Origin of the sequence: Streptomyces sp. NPDC017676, from assembly GCF_044329325.1 — a bacterium.
Lineage (GTDB): Bacteria > Actinomycetota > Actinomycetes > Streptomycetales > Streptomycetaceae > Streptomyces.
The window spans coordinates 260,630-287,083 of sequence record NZ_JBIRJA010000010.1 but is presented as its reverse complement, the minus strand read 5'-3'; the positions used below and the strand labels follow the sequence as shown (position 1 = coordinate 287,083).

General features: G+C 73.2%; 21 protein-coding genes and 1 pseudogene. 7 read left to right on the top strand and 15 right to left on the bottom strand.

Annotated elements, in window-relative coordinates; all coding sequences use genetic code 11:
* Positions 1-79: 79 nt before the first annotated feature.
* Positions 80-517 (bottom strand): PPOX class F420-dependent oxidoreductase, encoded by a 438-nt coding sequence (locus ACH4LD_RS23605; RefSeq protein ID WP_398053724.1) that lies wholly within the window; start codon positions 515-517, stop codon positions 80-82.
* Between the two features lie 119 nt (positions 518-636).
* Between ACH4LD_RS23605 and ACH4LD_RS23600 the strand changes: the two genes are divergently transcribed.
* From ACH4LD_RS23600 to ACH4LD_RS23590, 3 genes are all read left to right on the top strand, one after another.
* Complete coding sequence (locus ACH4LD_RS23600; protein ID WP_398053723.1) at positions 637-1,221, top strand: TetR/AcrR family transcriptional regulator; 585 nt, start codon at positions 637-639, stop codon at positions 1,219-1,221.
* Positions 1,218-2,588: an MFS transporter gene (locus tag ACH4LD_RS23595; protein ID WP_398053722.1), complete on the top strand. Its 1,371-nt coding sequence runs from the start codon at positions 1,218-1,220 to the stop codon at positions 2,586-2,588. The genes ACH4LD_RS23600 and ACH4LD_RS23595 overlap by 4 nt, the downstream gene beginning before the upstream one ends.
* A 543-nt stretch (positions 2,589-3,131) precedes the next feature.
* Positions 3,132-4,355: a serine hydrolase domain-containing protein gene (locus tag ACH4LD_RS23590; protein WP_398053721.1), complete on the top strand. Its 1,224-nt coding sequence runs from the start codon at positions 3,132-3,134 to the stop codon at positions 4,353-4,355.
* Positions 4,356-4,367: 12 nt separating this feature from the next.
* On the opposite strand, the gene ACH4LD_RS23585 is transcribed toward ACH4LD_RS23590, so the two are convergent.
* The 4 genes from ACH4LD_RS23585 to ribA form a co-directional block, all read right to left on the bottom strand.
* A complete protein-coding gene (locus tag ACH4LD_RS23585; RefSeq protein WP_398053720.1) occupies positions 4,368-5,525 on the bottom strand; it encodes a saccharopine dehydrogenase family protein in 1,158 nt (385 codons plus the stop codon).
* Positions 5,522-6,580: a saccharopine dehydrogenase gene (locus ACH4LD_RS23580; RefSeq protein WP_398053719.1), complete on the bottom strand. Its 1,059-nt coding sequence runs from the start codon at positions 6,578-6,580 to the stop codon at positions 5,522-5,524. Before ACH4LD_RS23580 ends, ACH4LD_RS23585 begins: the two co-directional genes overlap by 4 nt.
* Positions 6,577-7,722: an NAD(P)/FAD-dependent oxidoreductase gene (locus ACH4LD_RS23575; protein WP_398053718.1), complete on the bottom strand. Its 1,146-nt coding sequence runs from the start codon at positions 7,720-7,722 to the stop codon at positions 6,577-6,579. Before ACH4LD_RS23575 ends, ACH4LD_RS23580 begins: the two co-directional genes overlap by 4 nt.
* 77 nt (positions 7,723-7,799) lie before the next feature.
* Entirely contained in the window at positions 7,800-8,471 is a 672-nt protein-coding gene (ribA, locus tag ACH4LD_RS23570) for a GTP cyclohydrolase II (RefSeq protein ID WP_103813321.1), read from the bottom strand.
* Between the two features lie 38 nt (positions 8,472-8,509).
* Here ribA and ACH4LD_RS23565 point away from each other — a divergent pair.
* Positions 8,510-9,268: pseudogene (locus ACH4LD_RS23565) on the top strand (creatininase family protein); the annotation flags it as partial.
* On the opposite strand, the gene ACH4LD_RS23560 reads toward ACH4LD_RS23565, so the two are convergent.
* The 5 genes from ACH4LD_RS23560 to ACH4LD_RS23540 form a co-directional block, all read right to left on the bottom strand.
* On the bottom strand, positions 9,154-10,389 hold the full coding sequence (locus ACH4LD_RS23560) for a lysylphosphatidylglycerol synthase transmembrane domain-containing protein (protein ID WP_398053717.1): 1,236 nt from the start codon (positions 10,387-10,389) through the stop codon (positions 9,154-9,156). The pseudogene ACH4LD_RS23565 and the gene ACH4LD_RS23560 overlap by 115 nt on opposite strands.
* A 209-nt stretch (positions 10,390-10,598) precedes the next feature.
* On the bottom strand, positions 10,599-11,504 hold the full coding sequence (locus ACH4LD_RS23555) for a class I SAM-dependent methyltransferase (protein ID WP_398054117.1): 906 nt from the start codon (positions 11,502-11,504) through the stop codon (positions 10,599-10,601).
* A gap of 493 nt (positions 11,505-11,997) precedes the next feature.
* Positions 11,998-13,179 (bottom strand): glycosyltransferase family 4 protein, encoded by a 1,182-nt coding sequence (locus ACH4LD_RS23550; RefSeq protein WP_398053716.1) that lies wholly within the window; start codon positions 13,177-13,179, stop codon positions 11,998-12,000.
* Complete coding sequence (locus ACH4LD_RS23545; RefSeq protein ID WP_132782667.1) at positions 13,176-13,574, bottom strand: 6-carboxytetrahydropterin synthase; 399 nt, start codon at positions 13,572-13,574, stop codon at positions 13,176-13,178. Before ACH4LD_RS23545 ends, ACH4LD_RS23550 begins: the two co-directional genes overlap by 4 nt.
* A gap of 109 nt (positions 13,575-13,683) precedes the next feature.
* On the bottom strand, positions 13,684-14,673 hold the full coding sequence (locus ACH4LD_RS23540; RefSeq protein WP_398053715.1) for a zinc-binding alcohol dehydrogenase: 990 nt from the start codon (positions 14,671-14,673) through the stop codon (positions 13,684-13,686).
* A gap of 107 nt (positions 14,674-14,780) precedes the next feature.
* Here ACH4LD_RS23540 and ACH4LD_RS23535 point away from each other — a divergent pair, with 107 nt between their 5' ends.
* The 3 genes from ACH4LD_RS23535 (at position 14,781) to ACH4LD_RS23525 (ending at position 19,657) form a co-directional block, all read left to right on the top strand.
* Positions 14,781-15,545, top strand: coding sequence for a CDP-alcohol phosphatidyltransferase family protein (locus tag ACH4LD_RS23535; protein ID WP_398053714.1), 765 nt, complete (start codon positions 14,781-14,783; stop codon positions 15,543-15,545).
* A 559-nt stretch (positions 15,546-16,104) separates the two neighbouring features.
* The gene (locus ACH4LD_RS23530) at positions 16,105-18,945 is read left to right on the top strand and encodes an ABC transporter substrate-binding protein (protein ID WP_398053713.1); all 2,841 of its coding nucleotides are present in this window, start codon (positions 16,105-16,107) and stop codon (positions 18,943-18,945) included.
* Between the two features lie 109 nt (positions 18,946-19,054).
* Positions 19,055-19,657 (top strand): HD domain-containing protein, encoded by a 603-nt coding sequence (locus ACH4LD_RS23525; RefSeq protein WP_398053712.1) that lies wholly within the window; start codon positions 19,055-19,057, stop codon positions 19,655-19,657.
* A gap of 121 nt (positions 19,658-19,778) precedes the next feature.
* On the opposite strand, the gene ACH4LD_RS23520 is transcribed toward ACH4LD_RS23525, so the two are convergent.
* From ACH4LD_RS23520 to ACH4LD_RS23500, 5 genes are all read right to left on the bottom strand, one after another.
* On the bottom strand, positions 19,779-20,195 hold the full coding sequence (locus ACH4LD_RS23520) for a hypothetical protein (RefSeq protein ID WP_398053711.1): 417 nt from the start codon (positions 20,193-20,195) through the stop codon (positions 19,779-19,781).
* Positions 20,196-20,650: 455 nt separating this feature from the next.
* Positions 20,651-21,640 carry a hypothetical protein gene (locus ACH4LD_RS23515; protein ID WP_398053710.1) on the bottom strand — a complete coding sequence of 330 codons (990 nt, stop codon included), beginning with the start codon at positions 21,638-21,640 and terminating at the stop codon, positions 20,651-20,653.
* Between the two features lie 871 nt (positions 21,641-22,511).
* On the bottom strand, positions 22,512-23,006 hold the full coding sequence (locus tag ACH4LD_RS23510) for a hypothetical protein (protein ID WP_398053709.1): 495 nt from the start codon (positions 23,004-23,006) through the stop codon (positions 22,512-22,514).
* A gap of 54 nt (positions 23,007-23,060) precedes the next feature.
* Complete coding sequence (locus ACH4LD_RS23505; RefSeq protein ID WP_398053708.1) at positions 23,061-24,935, bottom strand: discoidin domain-containing protein; 1,875 nt, start codon at positions 24,933-24,935, stop codon at positions 23,061-23,063.
* A gap of 149 nt (positions 24,936-25,084) precedes the next feature.
* A complete protein-coding gene (locus tag ACH4LD_RS23500; RefSeq protein WP_398053707.1) occupies positions 25,085-26,449 on the bottom strand; it encodes a GH1 family beta-glucosidase in 1,365 nt (454 codons plus the stop codon).
* Between the last annotated feature and the right edge of the window lie 5 nt (positions 26,450-26,454).

Genomic DNA, 26,454 nt, shown 5'->3' with positions numbered 1-26,454 from the left:
GCGCTCACAGGCATCGTGACCGGGCCGGCGACCGTGGGCCTGCCGGTCCAGGCACCGTGAGCGCACGGGCCGCCGTGGGTCAGCCCTTCGGGATGCCGTACACCCTTTCGACGTGCAGCCGGACCACCAGGCGGCGGTCGCGGACCATCGCGGCCCGGTAGTCGTCCCAGTCGGGGTGCTCACCGAGGACGTCCCGGTAGAGCCGGATCAGCTCCTCGACGGTCTCGTCGTGCGGGTCGGCGGCGACCGGCGTCAGCTCGGCGGTGCCCTCGGCGACGGTGTACGCCCAGCGGTCGTCGCTGGTGACGTGGTACGAGGCACGGGGGTCCCGGCGGAGGTTGCGGGTCTTGGCGCGGTCGTCGGTGACCGAGATCCGGATGATCCCCTCGTCGGGGTGATAGGCGTGACTGACGTTGGACAGCTGGGGGCGGCCGTCGCGCCTGAGGGTGACCAGTACGCCGGCGTGTCCCGCGGAGAGGAGGCCGAGCAGCGCGTCCTGCGAGGAGTCCTGGGTCATACGAACCCCAACTCACGGCGGCCCCCGGCGCATTCCCCGCGGACAGCGATCGGCAGACATCGGTGCACCTCGACAGACCGCGGTAGACAGTGTCTACGCCCGCCTGGTAGACACTGTCCATGACTGACTCCGACCTGGGCCTGCGGGCACGCCTGGTGGACGTGGGCGTGGAGCTGCTGGCCGCCGAGGGTCCGCAGGCGCTGACCCTGCGGGAGATCGCCCGGCGCGCGGGCGTGTCGCACGGTGCGCCGCGCCGCTACTTCCCCACCCACCTCGAACTGCTCTCCGCCATCGCCCGACGGGGCTTCACCGAGCTGGGCGAGCGGGCCCACTCGACGCTGGAACAGGAGGCCGGAGGACCACGCGCCCAAGTGGCGGCGCTGGCGCGGACGTACCTGGAGTTCGCACTGGAGCGGCCGGGCATGTACGAGCTGATGTTCCGTCATGACGTGCTGGAGAGCGGCCATCTGGGTCTGCGGGACACGAGCCTTCCGCTGTTCAGCCTGCTGGCGGGGCTGATCGGTGACGCGGACCCCGATGCCGACGCCCGGCGGGTGGCGGGCGCCCTGTGGGCGAACCTGCACGGAACGGCCCAGCTGTGGCGCTGGCGCAGTCTGCAACTCGCCCTGGGCGAGGACGATTTCGGCCCTCTGCTCGACACCGTCCTCACCGCGCACCTGGGCGGGCCGGGGGGTGGCCGGTGAACCGGTCCTGGACGCTGGCGAGCAGCGTGGCGGGCGCGGTGGTCGTCGCGCTGGACGGTACGGTCCTCACCGTCGCGCAACCCAGTCTGCAAAAGGAGTTGGACGCGTCGTTCGCCGAGGTGCAGTGGACCAGTACCGCGTATCTCGTCGCGGTCGCGAGCCTGCTGGTGTTCGCGGGGCGGCTCGGTGACCGGTACGGGCAACGGCGGGTGTTCGGGCTCGGCATGCTGGGCTTCGGCGCCGCCTCGGTCGGCATCGGCCTCGCGCCCGGGGTGGGGTGGGTGATCGGACTGCGGGCGGTGCAGGGTGTGTTCGGGGCGCTGTCGCAGCCGGCCACGCTGGGCATGCTGCGGGCCGCCTACCCGCCGGACCGGCTCGCGTCGCCGCTGGCCGTGCGGACCGCCGCGATCGGGCTGGCGGCGGCAGCGGGACCGCTGCTGGGCGGGGCGCTGGTGACCGGTCTCGGCTGGCGGGCGGTGTTCTTCGTCAACGTGCCGCCCGCGCTCGTCTTCGGCCTGCCCGCCCTGCTCCGCCCGGAGCGGCGCCCGGCACCCGCCCGGACCCCGCTGGACCTGCCCGGGGCCGTCCTGCTCGCGGTGACCCTGGCCGGCCTGGTGTACGCGGTCACGGCCCGGCCGGTCTCCGGCGCGGGCCTCGCCCTGTCCGGGGTGACGGCGGCCGTGCTCGTCCGGCACGAGCGGCGGACGGCGAGCCCGCTGCTGCCGCCCGAGGTGATCGGCTCGCGTGCGGTCGGGGCGGCGCTCGGCGTCCTGGTCGCCGTCTCCGCGTCCCTGTTCGGCACGCTGTTCGTCGCCACGTACGTCCTCCAGCGCCACCTCGGCCTCGACCCGTTCGCCAGCGCCCTGCGCAGCCTGCCGCTGGCCGTGTTCATGGTGGTCTCGGCCTCGCTGTGCCCCGCCCTGCTGCGCCGGTGCGGTGCGCGGGCGACGACGGCGGGGGCGACGGCGGTGCTCGCGCTCGGCGTCCTCGTGCTGTCCGGGGCCACCGGCGCACCCGCGCTCGGGTGCGGGTTCGCGCTGCTGGGCGCCGGGTTCGGCACGGTGATGGTGGCGGCCACCCAGGTGATCGTGCGGCGGGCGGAGGTGACAGTGGCCGGGGTCGCGGGCGGGTTGCAGCAGACCGCGCTGAACGTCGGTCCGGCCGTGGGCGTGGCCGGCGCGACCGCGCTGCTGAGCACGGGCACCGGCCCGACCCTGCTCACCCTGGCGGCCCTGACCGTCCTCGCCCTGCCGGCGACCCGCGCCCTGCCCACCCGCGCACGCCCGGCCCCGCCGGCAGCGGCCGCGCCCCCGCTCCCCCACACCCCGGAGACACAGATCCAGGCCGCTGCTCCTCCGCGACCATGAGGAACGCCACCGCAGGAAGCCGCCACGCACCCTGACCGGCGCACCCGCCGGCCCCCGCCCCCGCCCCGTCCGCAACGCCCTCGTCCCAGGCCGCTGCTCCTCCCCGACCACGAGGAACGCCACCGCAGGAAGCCGCCACGCACCCTGACCGGTGCACCCGCCTGCCCCGCCCGGCCCCGTCGGCAACGCCCTCGTCCCAGGCCGCTGCTCCTCCCCGACCCGTCGGCGATGCCCCCCGCCCCGGCCGTGCTCCTCCGCGACGCTGAGGAGGATGCCGGCGGCAAGCCGAGACACTCCATGAGGGGCCCCGCGGCCAGCCGGGACACTCCATGACGACGGCGCCCCACCGGCCCTGTCCCCGCCCCGCCGGCCCCACCCCGCCCGCCGGCGCCCCCGGCTCCCCACCCCCCACACACGTCGAATCGATCACACCGTCCCCGGATGGCCCCCTCCCGACCAGCGGTCCTGCGCGACGATGAGAGGTGGGTGCGGGCCCGCGCGGGAGTCGGGACGCATCGGGGACGACGCGACCGGAGGAGAGCGATGGGACAGCTGCGACAGGATGTGGAGCCGGCGGAGGCGGGGCTGGACGCCGGGGCGCTGGACCGCCTGGACCAGCACTTCGCCCAGCACGTCGACGCGGGACGCCTGCCCGGCTTCCTGGTGGCCGTGGCCCGCGGCGGACGGGTCGCGCATCTGACCACGTACGGGCTGCGGGACGTGGCCGCCGGGCTGCCGGTCGAGCCGGACACGCTGTGGCGGATCTACTCGATGACCAAGCCGGTCACCGCGGTCGCGGTGCTGCTGCTGGTGCAGGAGGGCCGGCTGTCCCTGGACGACCCGCTGGACCGTCATCTGCCCGCCTTCGCCGACCCCCGTGTGTATGTGGAGGGTTCGGGCGCCGACGTGCGCACCCGCCCGGCCGCAGGTCCCATCCTGATCCGGCATCTGCTCACCCACACCGCGGGCCTGACGTTCGGCTTCTACCACCGCCACCCGGTGGACGCGCTCTACCGCGAGGCGGGCCTTGAGTACTCGGTGCCGCCGGGCAAGGACCTGGCGGAGACCGTCGAGGTCTACGCGCGCATGCCGCTGCAGTTCGACCCGGGCACCCGGTGGAACTACTCGGTGGCCTCCAACGTACTGGGCCGGGTGATCGAGGTGGTCTCCGGGCAGCCGCTGGACGCGTTCTTCGCCGAGCGGATCCTCGGCCCGCTCGGCATGACCGACACCGGCTTCCACATCGCGCCCGGACAGGCGGACCGGCTCGCCGAGTTGTACGGCGAGACGGACGAGGGCGGGATCGAACCGGTGCCGGGTCTGCCGGTGCGCGGCCGGCCGCGGTTCCTGTCCGGCAGCGGCGGCCTGGTCTCCTCCGCGTACGACTTCCACCGGTTCATGGAGCTGCTGCGCCGCGGCGGCGAGCTGGACGGCGTACGGCTGCTCGCCCCGGAGACGCTCGCCCTGATGACCCGCAACCAGCTCCCGGGCGGGGCCACCATCCGCTCCTTCGGCGCCCCGGTCCACCAGGAACCGGGCATGGACGGCCTCGGCTTCGGCTTCAACGTCTCCGTCGTCACCGACCCGGCCCGCACCCTGGCGCCGTCCCACCCCGGCACGTACGGCTGGACCGGCGTGGCCACCACCGCGTTCTGGATCGACCCGGCCCACGACGTGACCGTGCAGTTCATGAGCCAGGTGCGCCCGAAGAGGCTGAAGGTCTTCCCCGAGCTGCGGCGGCTGGTGCACGAAGCCGTGACGGACTGACCCAGCGGCCGGCTACTGGCCCAGAGTCAGGGTGAACTCCAGCCCGTCGTCGGCGAGTTCGGCCAGCCAACGGTCCGCACGCTGGGCGGTCTCCGCCGCCCGGTGCAGACCGGCCCGCAGGCTGCCGTCCAGGATGTGCCGCACACCGAGGGCGAGCGGGCGGGAGACACAGCGGGCCATCGCGGACTCCTCGGCGTCACCGGTCAGGTCGAGCAGGTAGGCGCCGGTCCAGTGCCGGCCCTCGCCCGCGTCGACCTTGAGGGAGACGGAGAGCACCACCCGGTCGCGGTCGGCGTCCGTGGTCGGGTGGGCCGCCGCCAGCCGCCGCGCCAGCGCGGCGATCCGTTCGTCGTCGTCCGTCGTCAGCTCCTCGAAGACCGGCTCCCACGCCTTCAGCCACCCGTCCAGCCGGAGGGTGCCCCGGACGAAGGTGCGCGGGGTCCAGGCGGCGGGCAGGCCGTACTGGGCGACGAAGGGGACGCTGTCGCGGTTGGGGTACGCCTCGAAGGTCTCGCCGTCCAGGACGAGCGGGCGGGTCGCCTCCCAGGGCCGGTCGGCCGTGGTCTCGACGCCGTCCTCCAGATACCGCGCGGGCGAGCGCAGGGCGCCCAGCACACCGAGCGGCGCCCAGCTGAAGCGGTAGCGGAAGTCGTTCGGCACGGCCGGGACGCCGCCGCAGTACGAGGTGAGCCGGTAGGAGGCCGGGGTGTGCTCGCCGACGCGCGCCCGGGCCCGGCCGATGAGGCTGTGCGCGAAGAGGTGGTCGATGCCCGGGTCCAGGCCGGTCTCGGTGAGCACGACCAGGCCCGCCGCCTGAGCCGCCTCCGTGTGGGCCAGCAGTTCCGGCGACACATAGCTGGAGCAGGCGAAGTGCGCCCCGGCCCGTACGCAGACGGCCAGCAGCCCGGCGTGCTCCGGTGCGGGCAGCATCGACACCACGACGTCGCCGGGCTCCAGCGCTGCGGCGAGGGCGGCCGGGGCGGTGAGGGCGCGGGGCTCGGCCCGTCCGGTCAGGCCGAGGCCGGCCAGCGCCTCGGCCGCGCGGTCCTCGGTGCGGTGCCACAGCAGGACCCGGCCGGCCGTACGGCACAGGCCGGCGAGCCCGCTGCCGGTGGACAGTCCGGCGCCGACCCAGTGGACGGTTCCGCTCGCCGGGACACGGTCGGTCATGAGCACGACTCCCCTTGCTCGGTGCCGAGTTCACGGCAGGCCTGGTGGAACCGGTCGAGACAGCGGCCCCAGGCGCCGCCCGGGCCGAAGGCGAGCAGCTGCGGCAGCAGGGCCGCCGAAAAGTCGACGCTGGACTCCCGGGGCAGCAGCGACGGGAGGTTGTCGATGGCGATCAGGTCCAGCGGCGGCTCCTTGCGCAGCCGGCGCACGGGCTCGGTCCAGTCCGTCGTACGGTCGTAGACCGGCAGGACGTTGAACGGGGAGCCGACGTCACAGGTGACGTCGCACAGGGTGCGCAGCCGGCGGGCCGGGGAGTCCAGGTCCTCCTCGCGCAGGAACGGCGGGACCAGGGTGGTGGCGAGGACCGCGTTCACCATCACCTCGTGCCCGAGCAGGGCCCGCCGGTCCAGGTCGCGGGTCTCCGCCAGGTCCCAGCGGGTCGCCTCGACACCCGCCGTGCCGAAGGCCGCCGACGCGCCCCGCCCGCTGCGCCCGAGGGCGCCGATCACCAGCGCCGTGAACTCCGTGTCCCCGGGCGCCGGCCGCAGTACGGCGTCCAGGTCGTCCTTCGTCGTGGGCGTCAGCGGTGCCGTCAGCCGGCCCCGGTGCTGGAGCACGGCGAGCGCGGCCCCCAGATACCCCGCCCAGTAACCGAAGGCGGCGAGCCGGCGGCCCTCGTCGTCCACCAGGTACTCCAGGTCCAGCAGCGCCCCGCCGCCGGCCGTGAACCGGCGCAGCAGCCCGGCGGCGCCCGGCTGCTGTTTGTAGGCGTGCCCGAAGAAGATGTGCCGGTGGATCAACTCCGCCGGTTCGTCAGGGAGTTCCTTCAGGCCGAGGATCACGGCGTCGCGGGGTGCCGCCACCCAGGAGCCCGCCGGGGCGCGGCGGCAGCCGGCCGCCTCGTACTCCTCGATGGGGAAGATCCGCTGCGTGGACTCCTCGACGGTGAGGGTGATCCCGCTGTCGACCAGCCGGCGGGCGTCGGCGGGGACGACGGGCGTGCGCCGTTCGGTCGTACGGGGCTCGTGGCGCAGCCACAGGTGGAGCTCGGTCATACCAGGTTGGCCTCCGGGCGCGGGGCGTCGGCCGCGAACCGGCCGGCGCTCAGGGGGCTGATGTCCAGGAAGGGTACGCGGCCGAGGTACAGGTCGCGGATCACCTCGCCGACGGCCGGGCCCTGGAGGAAGCCGTGCCCGGAGAAGCCGGTCGCGTACAGGAACCGGGACACGTCCGGCGCCTCGCCGATCAGGGCGTTGTGGTCGGGGGTGTTCTCGTACAGGCCCGCCCAGCCGCCGGTGCGGGGCAGGTCGAGCAGGGCGGGGGCGCGCTGCCGCATCGCCTCGGCGAGCCGCGGGATCCACCGGTCGTGGGTGTCGGTGGCGAAGCCGGGCCGCTCGTCGGGGTCGGACATGCCGAGCAGCAGGCCGGGGCCCTCCCGGTGGAAGTAGAGGCTGGTGGTGAAGTCGATGGTCATGGGCAGCGTGGGCGGCAGGCCCGGCACCGGTCCGGTGACGGCGATCTGCCGGCGCAGCGGCCGTACCGGCAGCTCCACGCCCACCATGGCGCCGACCGCCCGGGACCAGGCGCCGGCCGCGCAGATCACCGTGCCGGTCTCGATCCGGCCGAGGGTCGTGCTGACGGCGGTGATGCTGTCGCCGCGCAGTTCGATGCCGGTGACCTCGGTGTGGCGCAGGATGCGGGCGCCGTGGGCGCGGGCGGCGCTCGCGTAGCCGTGGACGACGGCCTCCGGGGTGCAGTGGCCGTCGTCCGGGGAGTACGCGGCGGCCAGCAGGCCGTCGGTGCGGATCAGCGGGGAGAGGCGGCGGGCCTCCTGTGGGGTGAGCAGGCGGCTGGGCACCCCGAGGGAGTTCTGCAACCGCACCCCCGCCTCGAAGGAGGCGACCTGACCGGGCGTGGAGAGCAGGAACAGGTAGCCGACCCGGTGCAGCCCGATGTCCTGCCCGACCTCCTCCTCGAACCGGCCGAACGCCTCCAGGCTGCGCGCCCCCAGCCGGATGTTCAGCTCGTCGGAGAACTGCGCCCGTACTCCCCCGGCGGCCTTAGAGGTGGAGCCGGCGGCGAGTTCGTCCCGTTCGACGAGGACGACGTCCCGCACCCCGGCCCGCGCCAGGTACCAGGCGATGCTCGTGCCCATCACCCCGCCGCCGACGACGACCACCTCGGCCCGAAGGTTCACGCCGCCTCCTCCACCGTGCCGCACGCCCGTCGCCTGATCCTTTCCGGAACCCGGCCCGCCCAACCGGCGACCGGCGTTCAGGAGCCGTGGGCGACGGCGTCCAGATGGGGCAGGTGGTGGTCCATCCGCTCCCGCTTGGTCCGCAGGTACGTGATGTTGCTCTCGCACGGCTCGATCAGCAGCGGCACCTGCTCGGCGACCTGGACGCCGTGCCGGACCAGCGCCTCCCGCTTGCGCGGGTTGTTGGACATCAGCCGTACCGAGCGCACCCCGAGGTCGCGCAGGATCTCGGCGGCCACGCCGTAGTCGCGGGCGTCGACCGGCAGGCCGAGCGCGAGGTTCGCCTCCACCGTGTCCAGGCCCTCCGCCTGGAGCGCCATCGCGCGCAGCTTGGCGAGCAGACCGATGCCGCGGCCCTCGTGCCCCCTCAAGTAGACGACGATGCCGCTGCCTTCGGCGACCACCGCACGCATAGCCGCCTCCAGCTGGTCCCCGCACTCGCAGTGCCGGGAGCCGAACGCGTCCCCGGTCAGGCACTCCGAGTGCAGCCGGGTCAGCACGTTCTCGGTACCGATCTCGCCGTACACCAGGGCCACCTGCTCGTCACCGCGGTCGTGGTCCAGGTAACCGACCGCCTGGAATTTCCCGTACACGGTGGGCAGCGGTGCATTCACGACGCGTTCCGCGCCGGAACGCCGCGGGGACTTCTTGCCGAGTACGCCGATGTTGACGCCGGTGTTTTCTGTCATGATCTGATTCCTAAGCAGAGACGAAAGGCCGTGAAAAGATGAGTGGTTCGGGCGCGCGGACGGCGACGTACGGGGTGGTGAGCGGCGTGGTGCCGACGGACACCACCGAGGACGTACGGACCCGGGGGGCGGGCGTGTCAACACAGGTCGCCGTCCTTCCCGTCGGGAGCTTCGAACAGCACGGTCCGTTCCTTCCGCTGGCGACCGACACGCTGGTCGCCTGTGCCGTGGCGCGGGAGATCGCCGCCGCGTACCCGGTGCACCTCCTCCCTCCGGTGACCGTGTCCTGCTCGCACGAGCACGCGGCCTGGCCGGGGACCGTCAGCATCTCCGCCGTGACCCTCCACGCGGTGGTCTCGGACATCGCGGCGTCGCTGCGCCGTTCGGGCGTCGAGGCGCTGGTCGTCGTCAACGGGCACGGCGGCAACTACGTGCTGGGCAACGTCGTCCAGGAGGCCTCCGCGCGCGGTGAGCGGATGGCGCTGTTCCCGGCCGCCGAGGACTGGGAGGCGGCGCGGGAGCGGTCCGGGGTGGTCACCTCGCTGCTCACCGACATGCACGCGGGAGAAATCGAGACCTCGATTCTGCTGCACGCTCACCCCGAATTCGTCCGCCCTGGTCACGAGTCCGCCGATTTCGTCGCCGACGACCGTCGCCATCTGCTCACCGTGGGAATGTCCGCCTATACCGAATCGGGTGTCATCGGCCGTCCTTCCCTGGGTTCGGCGGAAAAGGGGAAGGAACTGCTGGCGAGCCTCGCGGAATCCTTCGAGCCGTATTTCAGGCTGCTCACCTCGGCGCCGGACCGGGACTGACTCCTGCCGGCGGCCGCCTGCCGACCGGGACCCGTGGGGGCGGCCCCGGTCGGCGGGCGGTCGCCGGCGGCGGGGGTGGCGGACGGTGTGGCGGGCTCGGCGCGCAGGGTCTCGTACCAGCGCAGGAGCAGGACCACGGCGCCGGGCAGGCTCGCCACGAAGCTCAGTACGCCGTAGACGACGGCGACCGCGACACCGGTGTCCGCGCCGAGTCCCGACGCGCCGAACGCCCAGGCGGTGACGCCCTCGCGGGGGCCGAAACCGCCGACGTTCAGCGGCAGCCCCATGGCCAGCAGCGCCAGTACCGCGAGCGGCAGCAGCACCGCGACCGGCGCGGCCGAGCCGGCCACCCGGGCCGCCACGACGAACATGACCAGGTGCCCGGCCAGGACGACCGCGGAGGACAGTGCGACACCCGGCCCGCTCTGCCGGGACGCCAGTCCCCGGCGGGCCTCGCCGAGCGTCCGGCGCAGCGCGCCGTGCCGGCGGGCCGGCGGACGGTTCATCCGTACGGCGAGTACGACGGCCAGCGCGCCGACAGCGGCCAGCGCCGTGAGCGGGGCGAAGCCACGGACCTCGGCGCGCACCGGCGACGGCAGGGTCAGCAGCACCGCCGCGCCCGCCACGGCCAGGGCGACCTGCCCCGCGACCCGCTCCAGTACGACCGCCTTCACCCCGCGCCGGACGTCACCCGCGCTCTGCCCGTGCCGGACCGCCCGGTGCACATCGCCCAGGATTCCGCCGGGCAGGGCCGCGTTCAGGAACAGCGCCCGATAGTAGTCGGCCACGGCCGCTCCCAGCGGCAGCCGCAGCCGCAGACCCCGGGCCACCAGCTGCCAACGCCACGCGCTGCACACGGTGGTGACCACGCCGACGCCCAGCGCCGCCAGCACCGTCACGGCGTCGATGCGCCGCAGTCCGTCCAGCAGCGCGCCGGTACCGAGCCGCCACAGGAGCGCGCCGAGGATACCGGCTCCGACGAGGGTGCCGACGTGGGTACGGAGGGTACGAGAGTCGCGGCGCCGGGGGGCGGCAGGCGCTTGCGGGGGCGTCGCGTCCGCGCGGAGCGCCTGCTCCTGTGCCTCTGCCTGTGCCTGCGTCATGGGCGGGCAAGAGGGAGCCGGGTGGGGCACGGCGCCTGCCGGTTCCGCGGGTGCCGTACGCGCGTGCGTGCCGGTGTCCTCGCCAGCCGTTGCCGTACGCGCGGACGTGCCGGTGTCCTTGCCTGCCGGTTCCGCGGGTGTCGTACCCGCGTACGTGCCCGTGTCCGCCCCCGCCGGCACCCTCGTGCCCGCTGCCGTCGTCCTCCCGCTCACGCCGCCGCGCCCCTCGGCCGGGGCAGCGCCAGCAGGTCGGTGTGGTGGACGGTGACCCGCAGCGCGCCGGCCGCGCAGGCGGCGAGCCGGGTGCTCAGGTACGTCTCGGCCCGGTCGCCCAGGTCCGGCCGTTGTTCGACGGCGGCGCCCACCCAGCCGCGCAGCCACTGCTCGGTCAGCGCGGCCTCCTCGGCGCCGAGCCGCCACGGACTCGCGTGCACCCGGACCGTCGCCCCGCGCTCGGCGAACGCCTCGCAGGCCACGGTGACCGCGTCCGGGCCGAGCAGCCCGCCGCGCCGCTGGTGGGCGTTGAACGCCTCGGCGATCTCGGCGTCCAGCGGGTCCTCGGGGGCGAGTTCGACGCGTCCCGCGACGGAGAGGGTGAGCAGAGCCGGGCAGCCGGCGCCCACGCAGGCGTCCGCCAGGGCCTCGATCTCCTCCCGGGTGAGCACGTCGAGCAACGCGGACGCGGTCACCAGCGAGGCCCCGGTCAGCGCGTCCGGGGTGAGCCGGGCGACGTCACCGCGCCGGGTCTCCACCGTGACGCGGCTGCCGTCGGCGGCCGAGCGCGGGGAGGCCACGGCGGCGAAGTGCAGCAGGTAGGGATCGCGGTCGTGCAGGATCCAGTGCTGGGCGCCGTCGAGGCGGGGTGCGAGCCAGCGGCCCATCGAGCCGGTGCCGCAGCCCAGGTCGTGCACGACCAGTCCGCCGCACCGGCCCGGCAGGTTGGCCAGCCGGATCCGCAGCGGGTCGAGCAGTTCCTGCGCGCGGGCCGCCGCGTCGGCGACTTCCCGCAGTTGCAGCCACTCGGGCGCGTACCGCGGGGGTTCCTCCTGGTGCGCGTCCCGCAGTCGTACGGTGGACCGCTCGCCGGGACGGGCGACGGGCCCGGCACCGGCGATGACCGGACCGGCGGTGCCGTCACCGGCGGAGCCGCCGGCACCGGTCGGCCCGGTCCCCGGCGTGCCGCCGCGCTCGCACGCCCCGGAGGGGCCCCCGGCACCGGTCTCTCCGTCGAGCGCCTCCGCGCCCAGCCCTGTGCCCACGATCTCCACGACCGGTACCTCCTCGCTCCGCGCACGCGCGACTCCCCGCACGGACTCGCCCTCGCGGGGCCCGGGCTGAGCCGGAATCAGCCCGCCCGAGCCGGCCCGCGCGGGCACCGCCTCACCGTCCCGCACCCCACTCATACGGACCCCCCTCCACCAGGCCCCGTCCCAGCCGGAACCCGCTCGCGCGCACCCGGCCGGACCGCCATGGCCTCACCGTCCCGCACCCCGCTCACGGACTGCCCTCCCCTGTCGTCGGCGGAAGCGGAAGCGGAGGCGGAGTCGCCGCGTCCGTGTGCCCGCCCCCGGACCGGAGCCGCCTCTTCGCCTCCGTGCTCGTGCCCGCTCACGCCGTCCTCCTCGGTCGTTCCGGAAGGCGGCCGAGGACCGCCGCGAGGCTCCGGGCGGTGGTCGCCCAGCCGTCGAGGGCGGCGCGGCGGCCGCGGGCCGCGGCCTTCAGGCGGCGGCGCACGTCGGGTTCGCCGAACCAGCCGCGCAGTTCGGCGGCGAGCGCGGCGGGGTCCTCCGGCGGGACGAGGATGCCGGGCACCCCGCCGTCCGGGGCGCGGCCGACCGCCTCGGGCAGTCCGCCGACGTCGGTCGCGAGGACGGGGATGCCCCGGGCGAGGGCCTCGGTGACCGCCATGCCGTAGGTCTCGGCGTAGGAGGTGAGGACCATCAGGTCGGCGGCGGCGTAGGAGGCGTCGAGGTCGGCGCCGGAGCGCGGGCCGGTGAGGCGCAGGCGGTCGGTGAGACCGTGCCGGGCGATCAGCTCCCGCAGGTGGGCCACGTAGTCGGGGTCGTGGCCGAGGCCGCCGACGCACTCGCAGATCCACGGCAGGTCCCGGACCGCCGCGAGTGCCGCCACCAGCCGGTGCTGGCCCTTGCGCGGGGTCACGGCGGCCACGCACAGCAGCCGGGAGACGCCGTCGGTGCCGGGTGCGAGGGGCGCGATGTCGGCGCCGGGCGCGGCCACGTGCACCCGGTCGGGGGCGAGTCCGTGGTGGGAGACGAGCCGGCGGACCGCCCAGTCACTGGTGGCGATCACCGCGGGCACCGCCCGCAGCACCGTCCGCTCGCGCGCGTCCAGGTCGGCGGCGACGGCCGGGTCCAGGCCGGTCTCGTCACCGAGGGGGAGGTGGACGAGGACCGCGAGGCGCAGGCGCCGCGCCTCGGGGACGACGGTCTCGGGGACTCCGCAGGCGACGAGGCCGTCGAGGAGGACGACGGAGTCGTCCGGGAGGCTCCCGAGCGTGCGGGCGAGCGCTTCGCGGGCGGTGGCGTCCGGGCGCGGCCAGGTGCCGGGTACGGCGTGGCGGGTGACCTGCCAGCCGAAGCCGGGCAGGTCCAGGCAGACCCGGCGGTCGTAGGCGTTGCCGCCGCTGGGTGCGGCCGGGTCGTCGACGCCGCCCGGCATCACGAAGTGCACGCTGCGCAGGGACATGGGGATGATTCCGGCGTTCGGGGCGGCGCTGGGCTGCGCGGGCACGTACGCGAGGCGGGCCCGCTCCACGGTCAGGTCGGTCACAGGCCACGCTCGTAACTCGCCCAGGCGATGTGCGACTCGTGGAGCGTGACGGTGATCCCGGCGAGGCCCTTGGCGCCCTCGCCGAGCGCGCCCTTCGCGATCCGCTCGGCGAGCCGGTCGGCGACGACCTTGGCCAGGAACTCGGTGGACGTGTTGACGCCGGCGAACTCCGGCTCGTCGTCGAGGTTGCGGTAGTTCAGCTCCGCGGTGATGGTACGCAGTTCCTGCGTGGCCAGGCCGATGTCGACCACGATGTTGTCCTCGTCCAGCTGCTCGCGGCGGAACGTGGCGTCCACGAGGAACGTGGCGCCGTGCAGGCGCTGCGCGGGTCCGAAGACCTCGCCGCGGAAGCTGTGGGCGATCATGATGTGATCGCGGACGGTGATGCTGAACAACGGACGACCCTCCAGGTGCGGCGCGTCTGGTCCCCCGCCTTGCCCGCCGGGGGATGCCGTGTAGTACGGCTCTTCGCTTCCCCGTGTTCAGCCGTTCCTCACTCTTTTCTCAGGTCAGGCCGGTCTCCGTGTACCGGATCCGGTGGCACAGTGCGGGGATCTCACCGGACGCCAGCCTGGGCATCACGTCCGGGAGTTCCTCGAAAGCGCTCTCCCCGGTGATGAGCGCGTCCAGCGCCGGGTCGGCGAGCAGGTCCAGGGCGAGCGCCATCCGGTCGGCGTAGGTACGGCCGGACCGGGCGGCCGGGGAGACGGTGCCGACCTGGCTGCCGCGCACGGTGAGCCGGCGGGAGTGGAAGGCCTCGCCGAGCGGCAGGGCCACGCGCCGGTCGCCGTACCAGCTCAGTTCCACGACCGTGCCCTCGGGGGCGAGGAGTTGCAGGGACCGGGTGAGGCCGGCCTCGGTCGCGCTGGCGTGGACGACGAGGTCGCAGTCGCCGAGGGCGTCGGCCGGTGCGGCGAAGTCGATGCCGAGCGCCTCGGCGGTCTCGGCGCGGGCCGGGTCGGCGTCGACCAGTTGGAGGCGGACGCCGGGGAAGCGGGCGAGCAGCGCGGCGACCGAGCAGCCGACCATGCCGCCGCCGACGACCGCGATCCGGTCGCCGAGCAGCGGTGTCGCGTCCCACACGGCGTTGACGGCGGTCTCGACGGTCCCGGCGAGCACGGCCCGCCCGGCGGGCACCCGCTCGGGCACGACGGTGACTGCGCCCGCCGGAACGACGTAACGGCTCTGGTGGGGGTACAGGCAGAAGACGGTACGGCCCTTCAGTGCGGCCGGGCCCGCCTCGACCACGCCGACGCTGAGGTAGCCGTACTTCACCGGTGCCGGGAAGTCGCCCTCCTGGAACGGCGCCCGCATCACGGTGTGCTGGCTCTCCGGCACGCCGCCCCGGAAGACGAGGGTCTCCGTGCCCCGGCTGACTCCGGAGTACAGGGCCCGGACCAGGACCTCGTCCTCGGCGGGCTCCGCGAGGGTGACCTCGCGCAGCTCCCCGTGGCCGGGCGAGCGGAGCCAGAACGCGCGGGCCGACCGGTTCATCGGCATCCTCCTGAACGATCGGGAAGTTGTTCACGTACCGAGTTGTGCACAGGCCGCGCACAGTACGCGGCGTTGATCGACTCTGTCACTCGGCCGGAGGGTGTGCGGTGGCCCTGAACAACACGTATGACGCGAGGCTCCAGCAGGAGACCGCTGTGGGAGCGGGTGTGCAGATCCTGCTGCTGGCCCTGCTCGGCTCGGCGATCGGCATGGGGCCGGTCGGCTGGCTGACGGGGCTCGCCTTCGCGTTCGCCACCTGGGCGGTCCTCTCGCGTGCCCTGCATCGCTCCCGGCTGCGTTCCTTCGGCCCCGCGAACCGGGTCACGCTGGGCCGGGCCACCCTGGTCGGCGGGGTGACCGCGCTGGTCGCGGACTCCTTCGAGAGCGCGCCTCCGGTGACGCTGCTGGTCGCGCTGACCGCCGTCGCCCTGCTGCTGGACGGCGTGGACGGCAAGGTCGCCCGCCGCACCGGCACCTCCTCCGCGCTCGGCGCGCGCTTCGACATGGAGGTCGACGCGTTCCTGATCCTGGTGCTGAGCGTGTACGTGTCGGCGCAGCTCGGACCGTGGGTCCTCCTGATCGGTGGGATGCGTTACGCGTTCGTCGCCGCGGCCCGGCTCGCGCCCTGGCTGACGGCGCCGCTGCCGCCGTCGTTCGCCCGCAAGACCGTGGCGGCGATCCAGGGCGTCTGCCTGCTGGTCACGGGCGCGGAGCTGCTCCCCCACGCGGCGAACCTCACGATCGTGCTGCTGGCGCTGGGTTCGCTGGTGTGGTCGTTCGGACGGGACGTGCTGTGGCTGTGGCGCAACGCGCGAGCCGTGCGCCCGGCGCCGGCGCGGCGGGTACGGGAACTGGTGCCGTCGGGCCGCTGACGGCCTGTGCCGCCGAGGACATCCGGCACCCCCGCATGCCGACGCCAGGCGAGTGTCGGTCTCCCCGGACCCCCACGACTCCCCCCGGTGGAGAGGCACAGCCACCCACCGCGCCACCGCCCGCGCGGCGTTCCGCCGGGAGCGGTTGTCACCGCCGGGAATGATCCCGTCGGGCCGCTGACGGCCGGTGCCGCCGAGGGCGTCCGGCACCTCCGCAGGCCGACGCAGTCCGGCACCGTCGGGCTTCCCCAATTTCCCCGACTCCCCTGATCGCTCGCCCGGATCTGCTCCGGGTACGCCCCCGCCCAGGCACGCGCCCACACCCGGGTCCGTAGGGCAGCGGCTCCTGAGCCCCCGTCAGAGCGCACCCCTCCCCTCGCTGAAGAGGCACAGCCCCCACCGTGCCGGCGCCCGTGCGGCGTTCCGCCGGGAGCGGTTGTCACTGCTGGGCGATATCCTCAAGAGCGCTTGTGACACATGTGTCTTCAGACCACGGGGGGTGTCCATGCACGGCCGTGATCACGGCTTCCTTCAGGACTGCCCGGGTGATCACCCGGGCATGTCGACCGAGGCCGGAATCGACGTCCAGCGGCAGCTGGAGTCCCTGATCCAGGACTTCCGGACCAGCGATCGCCCGATGCCGGTCATCGTGCTGCACGCCGAGGACCTCGCGGACGACGACCGCGTGACCGAACTCGTCGACGAACTGCGCGAAGGACAGCAGCGCCACGGGACGCGCCTGGCCGTCGCCCCGACCGAGCCGCAGCCGGGGGACGTCGACCCGCTGGCCAGGGCCACGCGGCTCCTGTGGGACCTCGGCGACTGGCGGAAGTGGGGCGGCCGTTCCGCCGCCTACCGGCCCTACTCCTTCCCGCGCCTCAACCTCGTCCGCGCCCTCCAGGAGGCCACCGACGCCCCGGAGATGCGCGAGCACTGGCCGACCGCCCCCGCCGGCACACCGGACGGCAACGCGCAGCGGGAGCAGGCCCAGACGCACCTGCTGCGCATCCTGGCCCGGCAGCGCTGGCGGCCCCGCAGGCCCTCGCGCTGGCACCGGCAGTTGCTCCTCAACGACGTCCAGCAGTTCCTGCCCATGGGCATCCTGGGCGCGTTCACCGCGCTGCTCACCCGCCCCGAGTGGTACGTCGCCGCTCTGGCGGGCATCGGGCTGATGATCCTGCTCGCCGGCCTCAACCACGTCCCCGGACGCGCCCCCCTCTTCCTGTGGCTGCGCACGGAGAGCCGGTGGTTCCTGACCACGACGTTCCTCCAGTCCGCCGCCCGCCGCCGGTCGACCAGCGTGCGGCTGCTGCGGCCCGTCAACTCGTGGCGGGCGATAGCGGCCCGCGCCTACGACGTGGCCGAGGCGATGCGGGAGGGCGGCCCGTTCCCGCTCCAGCTGTACGTGCTGGCGCTGTTCGAGGACCTGCGGGACAACCACCGGCGCGCCAGCTGGGATCTGCGGGGCCTCAAGCGGACGCGTCCGCCCGTGCTGTTCCTGCGCCGGATCAGCCGGGAGAACGGCGGTGTCGAACTGATCAGGGCGGTGAGCGACGTCCGCAGCCGGCGCAGTGAGCTGGACCCGCTGCTGATCGTGGGGGGCATGGCGGCGGGCGACGCGGCGCTGCTCGACCGCGGCACGGACGCGGAGCCACCGGCCGGCCGGCCGCAGCCCTTGCGCCTCCAGCAGCGTTTGCGGCACTGGTACGACGAGTGGGCGGGGAACCTCCGGGCCGACCAGTCGCCGAGCCGGACGAACGCCCTGCCCTGGGTGCTCAGGGTGCCGCTGCCCCGCGACGAGCTGGTGCAGTTGCGGCAGACGGACTGGCGGTGCGTGCGGGCCAGGCACCGGCCCGCCCTCGCCCGCGTGGTGTGGTCGGCGTACAGCCTCGTCCTCGTCCTCGTCCTCGCCGGCACCGCGGGTGTCGTCCACTCCCTCGAACTGCACCGTGCCTACTGCTCGGCGGGCCTGGTGAGCGCCGATCGCGACACCGTACGGCGTCCCGCGCCCGGCGGCGGCACGGAGTGCGTCGGCATAGCCACCGGAGACGTGCGGTTCGGCGCGTACCTCGCGGGCGGCGCCGACGGGGACGGCAGGAGGATGCGTGAGCTGGAGGACCTGGTGCGCGCCGAGAACGCCGACGTGCTGCACCACCACCCCGGCACGTACGTCACCGTGGTGTACGCCGGACCACTGAGCTCCTCCGCGACGGACTCCTCCCTCGTCAAGGGCGCCGAGGAGCTGGCCGGCGTGTACCTGGCGCAGCGTGTGGTCAACGAGAACTACACGGTGAAACTCCGGGTGCTGCTCGCCAACGCGGGTGTGGACATGGGGCAGCAGCGCGTGGCGGCGGACGCGATCGCCCGGTACGCCGACCGCGACCCGACCGTCGTCGGCGTGGTCGGCTTCGGACGTGACCTGCAGAGCAGCACCTACGTCACGCGCCGGCTCCACGAGGTGGGACTGCCCATCGTCTCCGGCACCAACTCGGCGACCTACCTGCCGAAGCGGTTCTCCAACTGGTTCAGCCTCGCGGCTCCCGACGAGCACCAGGCGGAGGCGCTCGGCTTCGTCGCCCGGCAGCTGCGGGCCCGGGAGAAGGACCCGTACGCGCTGGTGCTGGCCCGCGACACGAAGGACTCGCAGGACCGCTACACCAGCGAACAGGCCGCCTACGGCGGGAAGATGCTGCTCCGGGAACGGTTCCGGATGCTGCCCCAGGAGCGCTACCGGGTGGCGAACGGCAAGCCCGAACTGCGGCAGCGCGCGGGGAGCATCTGCCGGGCGAAGAACGTTCCCTCGGTGATCTACTTCGCCGGACGGGTCGAGGACATCGGCCCGCTGATGACCCAGCTGGGCACCGAACCGGGCTGCGCGGACCGGGAGATCTCCATCCTCACCGGCGACGACCTGAGCAAGGCCAGGTTCTCCGGCACCGGCGGCCGTGACGGCGTGGCCCCGAGGATCACGCTCTACCACACCGCCCTGGCCGAGCTGCGGGAGGCCGCGTCCACGACCGCCTTCTACGAGGACGCCGCCAAGTACCTCCCCTGGCTGGAGGGCAAGAAGGTCACGTACGACTCCGCCGACTTCGCCAGCGGCCAGACGGCCCTCGCCCACGACGCCACGCGTGCCCTGTACTGGGCGGCCAGCCTCGGCGACGTGCGCCAGAGCCGCGCGGCGACCTGGGTGAACCTCAGGGGCGTGAAGCTCGACGGGATGGCCACCGGGACGATCGACTTCACCGACGCACCGCTGTACGGCGAACGGCGCGGCCACAGCATCGTGATCAAGCGGGTCCGCAGAACCCCTCGCGGGGTCTCGGAGACGGAGGTGCTGTGCAGCAGACCGGCCGGCAGCACCAGGCCGCTCAGTGTGAAGGAGTGCTCGATCGGCTGACCCGGGCCGGCCCGGACCGGAGAGGCCGGGCCGGCGCAGGGCGGAACCGGGCCGACGCAGGGCGGGAGGGCCGTACGGTCGGCTCCACGGCGGTTGTTACGCTCGCCGGATGAGCATTCCGGGACCCGACGAGATCCGTGCGCTGCACGAGAAGTACGCGCCCACCGCCGAGGCGTTCGCCCTCGTCCACACGCACTGCGAGATCGTCTGGAGCGTCGCCCGGCAGCTCCTGTCCGCCCCGCGCCTCGGCCACCTCGACGCCGATCTGGTCCGCGCCGGCTGCCTCCTGCACGACATCGGCGTCTACCGCCTCTACGACGCCGACGGACGGCTGGACCACGCGCAGTACATCCGGCACGGACTGCTCGGCCACGAGATCCTGGAGCAGGAGGGCTTCCCCGAGCCGCTGCGCCGGTTCTGCTCCCACCACACCGGAGTCGGCCTCACCCGGCACGACGTCCTGAGCCAGGGTCTCCCCCTGCCTCCCGCCGACTACCTGGCGGTGACGGAGGAGGAGCGACTGGTGATGTACGCGGACAAGTTCCACACCAAGTCCCGCCCATCGGCGTTCCTCACCGCCGACGAGTGCGCCGCCCACGTCCGCCGTTTCGGCGAGGAGAAGGTGACCGCGTTCCAGGCGCTGCGGGCGGAGTTCGGCGAACCGGAGCTGTCGCGGGCGGTGCCGTGCGGCGGCACGTCTGCCGGCTCCTGACGCACTTCGGGGCCGACACCGCTCAAGGTACCCGGCCGGAACTCGCTACAGGCAACCGCCCGGCGTTACCGCCTCCTCATAACGGTCGAGGGGCCCGGGAACGGCGGCTGCGGGAAGCTTCTCACGCGCCGCGCATCAGCTCCGCGTTGACGGCGTCGACACGTGCGTACAGGGGACCTCCGGTGATGATGCCCTCCCCCATACCCCGGCGACACGGATCGACGTCGATCACGGTGACGAGCGCGTTGCCCAGTCCGATGACCACCCACCAGGTCCGCTCGTCCGACCGCACCCGCCAGGTCGACTTCACCCACTTTCCGGTGTCCGTGCGCACCTCTGCCGAGACGATCTCCCAGCTTGCCGGATCGAAGCGGGTCAACGTCCACAGCGGCGCATCTCGTTGCTGGAGCCGTTCGGTCACGTGCGTGCCATGTGCTCTCAGCTGTACCGGTTCGCTCAGGATGTGCCGGACTCGCCTGAAGAGGGAGTCGGGGCCTGAGTCGACGTGGAAGCGGGCGGTCTCGAAGCGGGGTGGCACGGTGAACTCCTTGATGAGGGAAAGTCCTGACGACACTACGGAATCAGCGGTGACGCCGGAACTGGTTGGAGTCCCACCCGCAGTGCGTTGCATCGGACTGGCGGCCGGTGGGCCGAGTGCGACTTCTTGTCGTCGCAGGCGCGCAGGGTCAGCGGCCATGCTGAGATCGCACAGGTTCACCGAGTAAAGCGCGCGCCGTCGAAGTCCGCGACTCGCGCCGCGACCGTGGCGACCGCAAGGCGTTCAGGAAGAGAGCGGTACGCGCCGCTCGGCCAGGCATGCCTGGGCGCGGCGAGTGGGCGAGACGGGCGGGTCCTCGCCGACCTGCGAGGCCCGCACGCACCTCGTGGTTCAGCAACCGGCCCCGGCCTCGGACACCACCTCGCGCCCCCGCCCGCAACCGGTACACGTGGAGCGACGAGAACGCCACCGAGCGTGTGCCGTCGGCGGACGGTTCAGACGCGGTGGAACACGTCGAGCGGGCCGTAAGCAGTCGGCTCGCTGCCGGCCAGCTCGGGATGGCTGCCCACGCGGTCCCGGAGGATGCCGACGGTGTCGGGCCACACGGTGAAGTGCCCTCCGTTGCCGACGAGAATGCGGTCCCAGTCCTGGGAAGCCGACACACCGACTCGGTCGATGACGAACCCGCGGCAGACGGCCGCGTCCTGATCGAGCGTGCGCACCAGTGCGGCGACCGCCTCCTCGCGGTCGGGCACGGGGATGTCGGTGAGGAGCAGCGTGATGCTCTGCGTCGTCTCGTCCGTGCGTCGCACGATGCCGGTCAGGGACTGGTCGTAGCCCTTCCAGCAGGTGAACTCGATCTTCGAGTACCGATCGTCGGCCAGGGCAGCGGCCAGGGCAGCGCCCTCACCCATCACCGGCTCACGGTTTCCGACCGGCGTCTCGCGGAACCCGAAGAGGGCATTGGTCAGCGGGTGCACGGCGGAGAGCCCGGCGGTGTCCAGATGCGTGAGGAGCTGATGGGCGCGCGCGCTGTCCAGCTTCGGCACGTACCAGGTGAAGAAGCCCGCGGCCTTGGGCGGGGTCGCAGCGGGGGCGTTGTCCGGGAACTCCTCCTGGAAGATGCGCCTGGCCTGCTCGTCGGGCACGACAGGGACCGTGTAGTTGCTGGTCCGGATGTGGTCCAGGAACTCCTGTGGCAGGGCAGCGTGGTGACGACGTACGTAGTGCGTGAGATCGACGGGCCAGAGCCAGGTGCCGTCCGTCACCAGGGATCCGGAGCCCACGATCCACTCTTCGCCGGTGAGGACGTCGCGCTCGGCGCCCATCGTGGAGTAGATCTCCAGGCCCGATTCCAGGTAGGCGCCGATACGGTCCTCGTCCCAGGGTCCACTGTCCTGTACGGCGTCTCGCAGCGACGGCGCATCGTCTGCCGCGGTGGCCTGGCCGCCGATCTCCCGGTAGAAGCCCGCTCGCTTGATCATTTCCACTCCTGTGAGCCTGCCGCTGGTGGGCCATGGGCAGGTAGGTGCGCCAGTAGCCATTGTTGCCGATGGTGGGGGTCTGGTTGAGGCCGAGCCGGGGGGACGTTCCCACCTTGCTCGTGGGCGCCGTCACGGGCACGCCGAGCTCGTTGGCGACGGACTGCGCGAGGGGCAGCTCGGGCGGTCTCGCGTCCGCGCCCGAGTAGCAGGAGATGAGGCGGACCGGTTCACCGTGGTAGTTGGGATTGCTGCGGATGGCGTCCGCGATGTGATTGGGGTGCACTTCGAAGTCTGTGAGGGTCTTTCCCGCGGCGTTGACGCGGCCGGGTACGAACACCCCCTCGTCCGTGCCGTGGACGACCAGGTCGTGTACGTCGGGGACACGGAGTAGACCGGATCACCCGAGACCAGCTCGTGGTCGCCGGCCCGCGCCGGTGCGACGGGAATCTTCGAGTCGGGAGACTGGATCAGCTTCCACGTACGGGACTTGTGCATCTCGTCGAGGGCCGCGCTGTTCAGCCGGAAGCCGTTGAACAGGCTCTCCCTGGAGGAGAATGCCGTGCGCCTGTACGGCGGCGCGAGCGAGGGGCTGCTGGTGAAGGTGGAGGACCGCCCGGTCCGCCACCGCGCCGTGCGGGCGAACTGAAGCGCCGCTCAGCCACGCCTCTTCCACCCCTGGCACCGGTTGGTCTTGGAGTACTCCCCTTGTTGAGCGTCACCCACCCCGGCCCGTCGAGCAGTGCCTTCCCGATGGCGGTCACGCCGCCCGAGCTGGACGCCAAGCAGCACGAGAACTGGTCCGGTTATCCGAGCCGGTTCCTGGCGGAGGCGGGCGTGCGAAGCCGACCCGCGCACGCGCCGGTCGGCTGGATCAACCGCGCTGCGCGTACCGGTAGTCGTAGTAGTCCTCGCCGCCCACCAGGACGGAGGTGACGTGCCTCGGGAGACCGTCGGCGTCCCGCTCGACCTCCTGTGAGGTCTGCCGGGTGAAGCCGAGCGACACGCCGGGGATCACCGGGTACTCCGGCTGCGACGTGTCGACCGTCCAGCCCCGGCCGGCGGCACGACGGAAGAGGTCCACGGCGGGGGTGGTGAAGACCTCGTCCCCGTGGAGCAGGACGCGCGTGCCGGAGGTGTGGCCCTGGCCGGGCCACCACAGCTCGATCGCGGTGACGAGGGTGCCACCCTCGACCAGGGCCTGCACGCCGACGTGGTCGAGGGTCCAGGACGCCTTGGCCGAGTTCCGGCCCGGGCGGCGCAGCACGCGGTGCTCGCCCCAGTCGGGGACCGCGGCGAGCGCCTCGTCGAGCGTCATGCCCAGCAGGATCGGCGCGACTCCGCGCGGCGGGTCGAGCACCAGATCCATCGCCGGCCCCTCAGTCCTTCGCGGCTCCTCGTCTCAGGATGCCTCAGTTCATCGTCAGCCCTTCTGCTCGACCCGCACCCAGTCGATCTCGGCCTGCACTCCCCCGCCCGCGATCCGGTCCACGCTGGACTGCGGCAGGCCCCAGTAGGGGGTGGTGACCTTGTTCCAGCCGGCCGGGTAGGCGCCGCCGAGGGCGAGGTTCAGGATGACGTACTGGTTGTGGTCGTAGACCCACTGGCCCCGGGTGGACTCCAGCTTGTTGCGGGTCGTCTCCTGGACCAGGCGGTCGTCGACGAAGAACCGCATCGCCGTCGGGGTCCACTCGACCGCGTAGGTGTGCCACTGGTCGGCCGTGCCGCCGCCGGGGTACGTCTGGCGGGCGCCGATGTTGCCGTCGGCCGAGTAGCCGGGGCCGTGCAGGGCCGTGCTGGTCCAGTCGGGGTAGCCGATGTTCTCCATGATGTCGGTCTCGCCGGAGGCCGGCCAGGAGACGGAGGGGTCGTCCACGTTGCTGCCGAGCAGCCAGAACGCCGGCCAGAACCCGTCGCCGACGGGCAGCTTCATGCGGGCGCTGACCCTGCCGTAGGTGAAGTCGACGTGGGTGTTGGTGTCGACGCGGCCGGAGGTGAAGTCGTAGGTGCCGCCGCCCGCGCGGGTGCAGCCCTTGCAGTACTTCGCCCGGAGGATCAACTCCCCGTTCTCGGTGCGGACGTTGTCCGGGGAGTCGACGTACGCCTGCGACTCGCCGTTGACCGGGCCCATCTCGGTGCCGGTGCGCACCACCCGCCACTTCGAACGGTCGAGCGAGGCGCCCGTGAAGTCGTCGAAGAAGGTGGTGCGGTAGGTTCCCGGCTGGTCGGCGGGCAGGGCCGGGTAGGCGGCGGAGGCGCTGCCGCCGGTGCCCCAGACCTGGAACTCGTACAGCGAGTATCCGAACTGGGCGGTGGCGGGGGCCGGGTTGTAGAAGGAGCGGCGCTCCTTGCCGAGCATGCGGACGTAGCGGCCGGTGACCGGTGCGGGGAGGGTGACGGTGTCGTGCAGGCCCACGGCCTCGGCCGGGGACTTCACGTTGGCGCGACGGGCGGCCACGTCGGCGGCCGAGGGCTGGTACACCGTGCGCCAGGTGCGGTTGTCGTCGGAGACCTGGAGCTGGTAGTCGACGGCGTAGGCCGCCTCCCAGTAGAGGTCGACGGAGGAGATGACCGAGGGGGCACCCAGGTCGACCGAGACCCAGCGGTCCGCGTTCCAGTCGCTGGACCAGCGGGTCGCGTCGTCCTTGAGGTTGGCGGGCCAGCCGCCGTCGGTGACGAACGCGGGTGAGTTCCCCGCGTGCTGGTAGAAGTCGGAGTACGCGGGGTGGTTCAGGGCGAGGTTGGTGCGGGTGGTCGACGCGGGCGCCGGTTCGCCGCCGTAGACCTTGAAGTTCCACAGCGAGTAGCCGTACGGCGTGGCTCGTTCGAGGCCGCGCAGGCGGACGTAGCGGCCGGTGACCTCCTGGGGGTAGGTGTGCGCGGTGACCGAGCCGCCGGTGCCCGCCGTCTCGGTGTAGAAGGGCGTCCAGTCGGTGCCGTTGCGGGACGCCTCCAGCACGTAGCGCTTGCCGTAGGCGGCCTCCCAGTCGAGGACGACGCGGTCGACGCGGATCACCGAGCCGAGGTCGACGCGGATCCAGGCGTCGTCGGCGAAGTCGCTGGACCAGCGGGTGGCGCCGTTGCCGTCGAAGGCGAGGCCGGGCGCGGTGCCGGCGTTCTCGCTGCCGGAGGCGGTGACGGCCGCGGGGTTCACCGCGTAGGCGGTGGCCGCTCGGTCGGTGTCCCAGCTCGCGGCGGCGGGGGCCGCGGCGGCGGGCTCGGCCAGGAGCGGGCCGGAGCACAGCAGGGCCGTGGTGGCCAGGGCGGCGAGCAGGGTGCGGGGGATGCGGCTGGGCATGCGGCTCTCCTTGTGGGGTGGAGGTGCGCTTCCTGATCTGTGTCACGCTTTCTGATCTATGTCGCGTACATGACAGCCATGGGGACTCTGCGGGGCGGGCCGGTGGACACGCACTCCCCAGTCGTGTCCACCGGCCGTCCGGGCCGGGCTCAGGCGGCCCGGCGTGTCTGGCCGCGGTGGACGCGGACGATGTCCGCGTACCGGTGGCCGGTGCCCTTGATCGTGCGGACCTGGGTGCGGTAGTCGACGTGGACCAGGCCGAACCGCTTGTCGTAGCCGTACGCCCACTCGAAGTTGTCCAGCAGCGACCAGGCGAAGTAGCCGGCCAGCGGGGCGCCCTTGCGGGCGGCGGAGGCGCAGGCGGCGAGATGGCGCTCCAGGTAGTCCTGGCGCTCGGGGTCGTCGACGCTGCCGTCGGGACGGACCACGTCCGGGAAGGCGGAGCCGTTCTCGGTGACGTAGATCTTCCGGGCGCCGTACTCCTCGGTGAGCCTCAGCAGCAGGGTCTCGATGCCGGACGCGTCGATCTCCCAGTCCATGCCGGTGCGCGGGACGCCCTCGCGACGGACGGAACGGACGTACGGAGCGGGCCCCTCGGGGTCGTCGGCGACGTACGCCGGGAAGTAGTAGTTCAGCCCGAGCCAGTCGAGCGGGGCGGCGATGGTGGCCAGGTCGGCGTCGTCCACCGGGAGTTCAACCCCGTAGGTCTCCACCATGTCGGCGGGGAAGCCGCGGCCGTGCACCGGGTCGAGCCACCAGCGGTTGACATGACCGTCGTGCCGGCGGGCCGCCGCCAGGTCCTCGGGGCGGTCGGTGACCGGGTGCACGGTGGAGAGGTTGTTGACGATGCCGACCTGGGCGCCGGGAGCGGCGGCGCGGATCGCCTGGGTGGCGAGGCCGTGGCCGAGGAGCAGGTGGCAGGAGGCGCGGACGGCGGCGGTGAGGTCGGTCCAGCCCGGCGCCATCGTGCCTTCGAGATGGCCGATCCAGGCCGAGCAGGACGGCTCGTTGAGGGTGGCCCAGAGCGTGACCCGGTCGCCGAGGCGCTCGGCGACGACGGAGGCGTACTCGGCGAACGCCAGGGCGGTGTCCCGCTCCGGCCAGCCGCCGCGGTCCTGGAGCACCTGCGGCAGGTCCCAGTGGTAGAGCGTGACGGACGGGGTGATGCCCGCCTCCAGCAGGGCGTCCACCAACTCGTCGTAGAAGGCCAGCCCCTTGGGGTTCACCGCACCGGTGCCCCCCGGGACCACCCGCGGCCAGGCCACGGACAACCGGTAGGCGTTCACGCCCAGTTCCCGCATCAGCCCGATGTCCTCGCGCCAGCGGTGGTAGTGGTCGCAGGCGACGTCGCCGTTGTCACCGTTCGCGATCTTCCCCGGGGTGTGGGAGAAGGTGTCCCAGATCGAGGGCGAACGGCCGTCCTCGGCGACGGCCCCCTCGATCTGGTACGCCGCTGTGGCCGTGCCCCACAGGAAGTCGTGCGGGAGGGCGGCGAGGTCGATGGGTTCGGACACGGAAG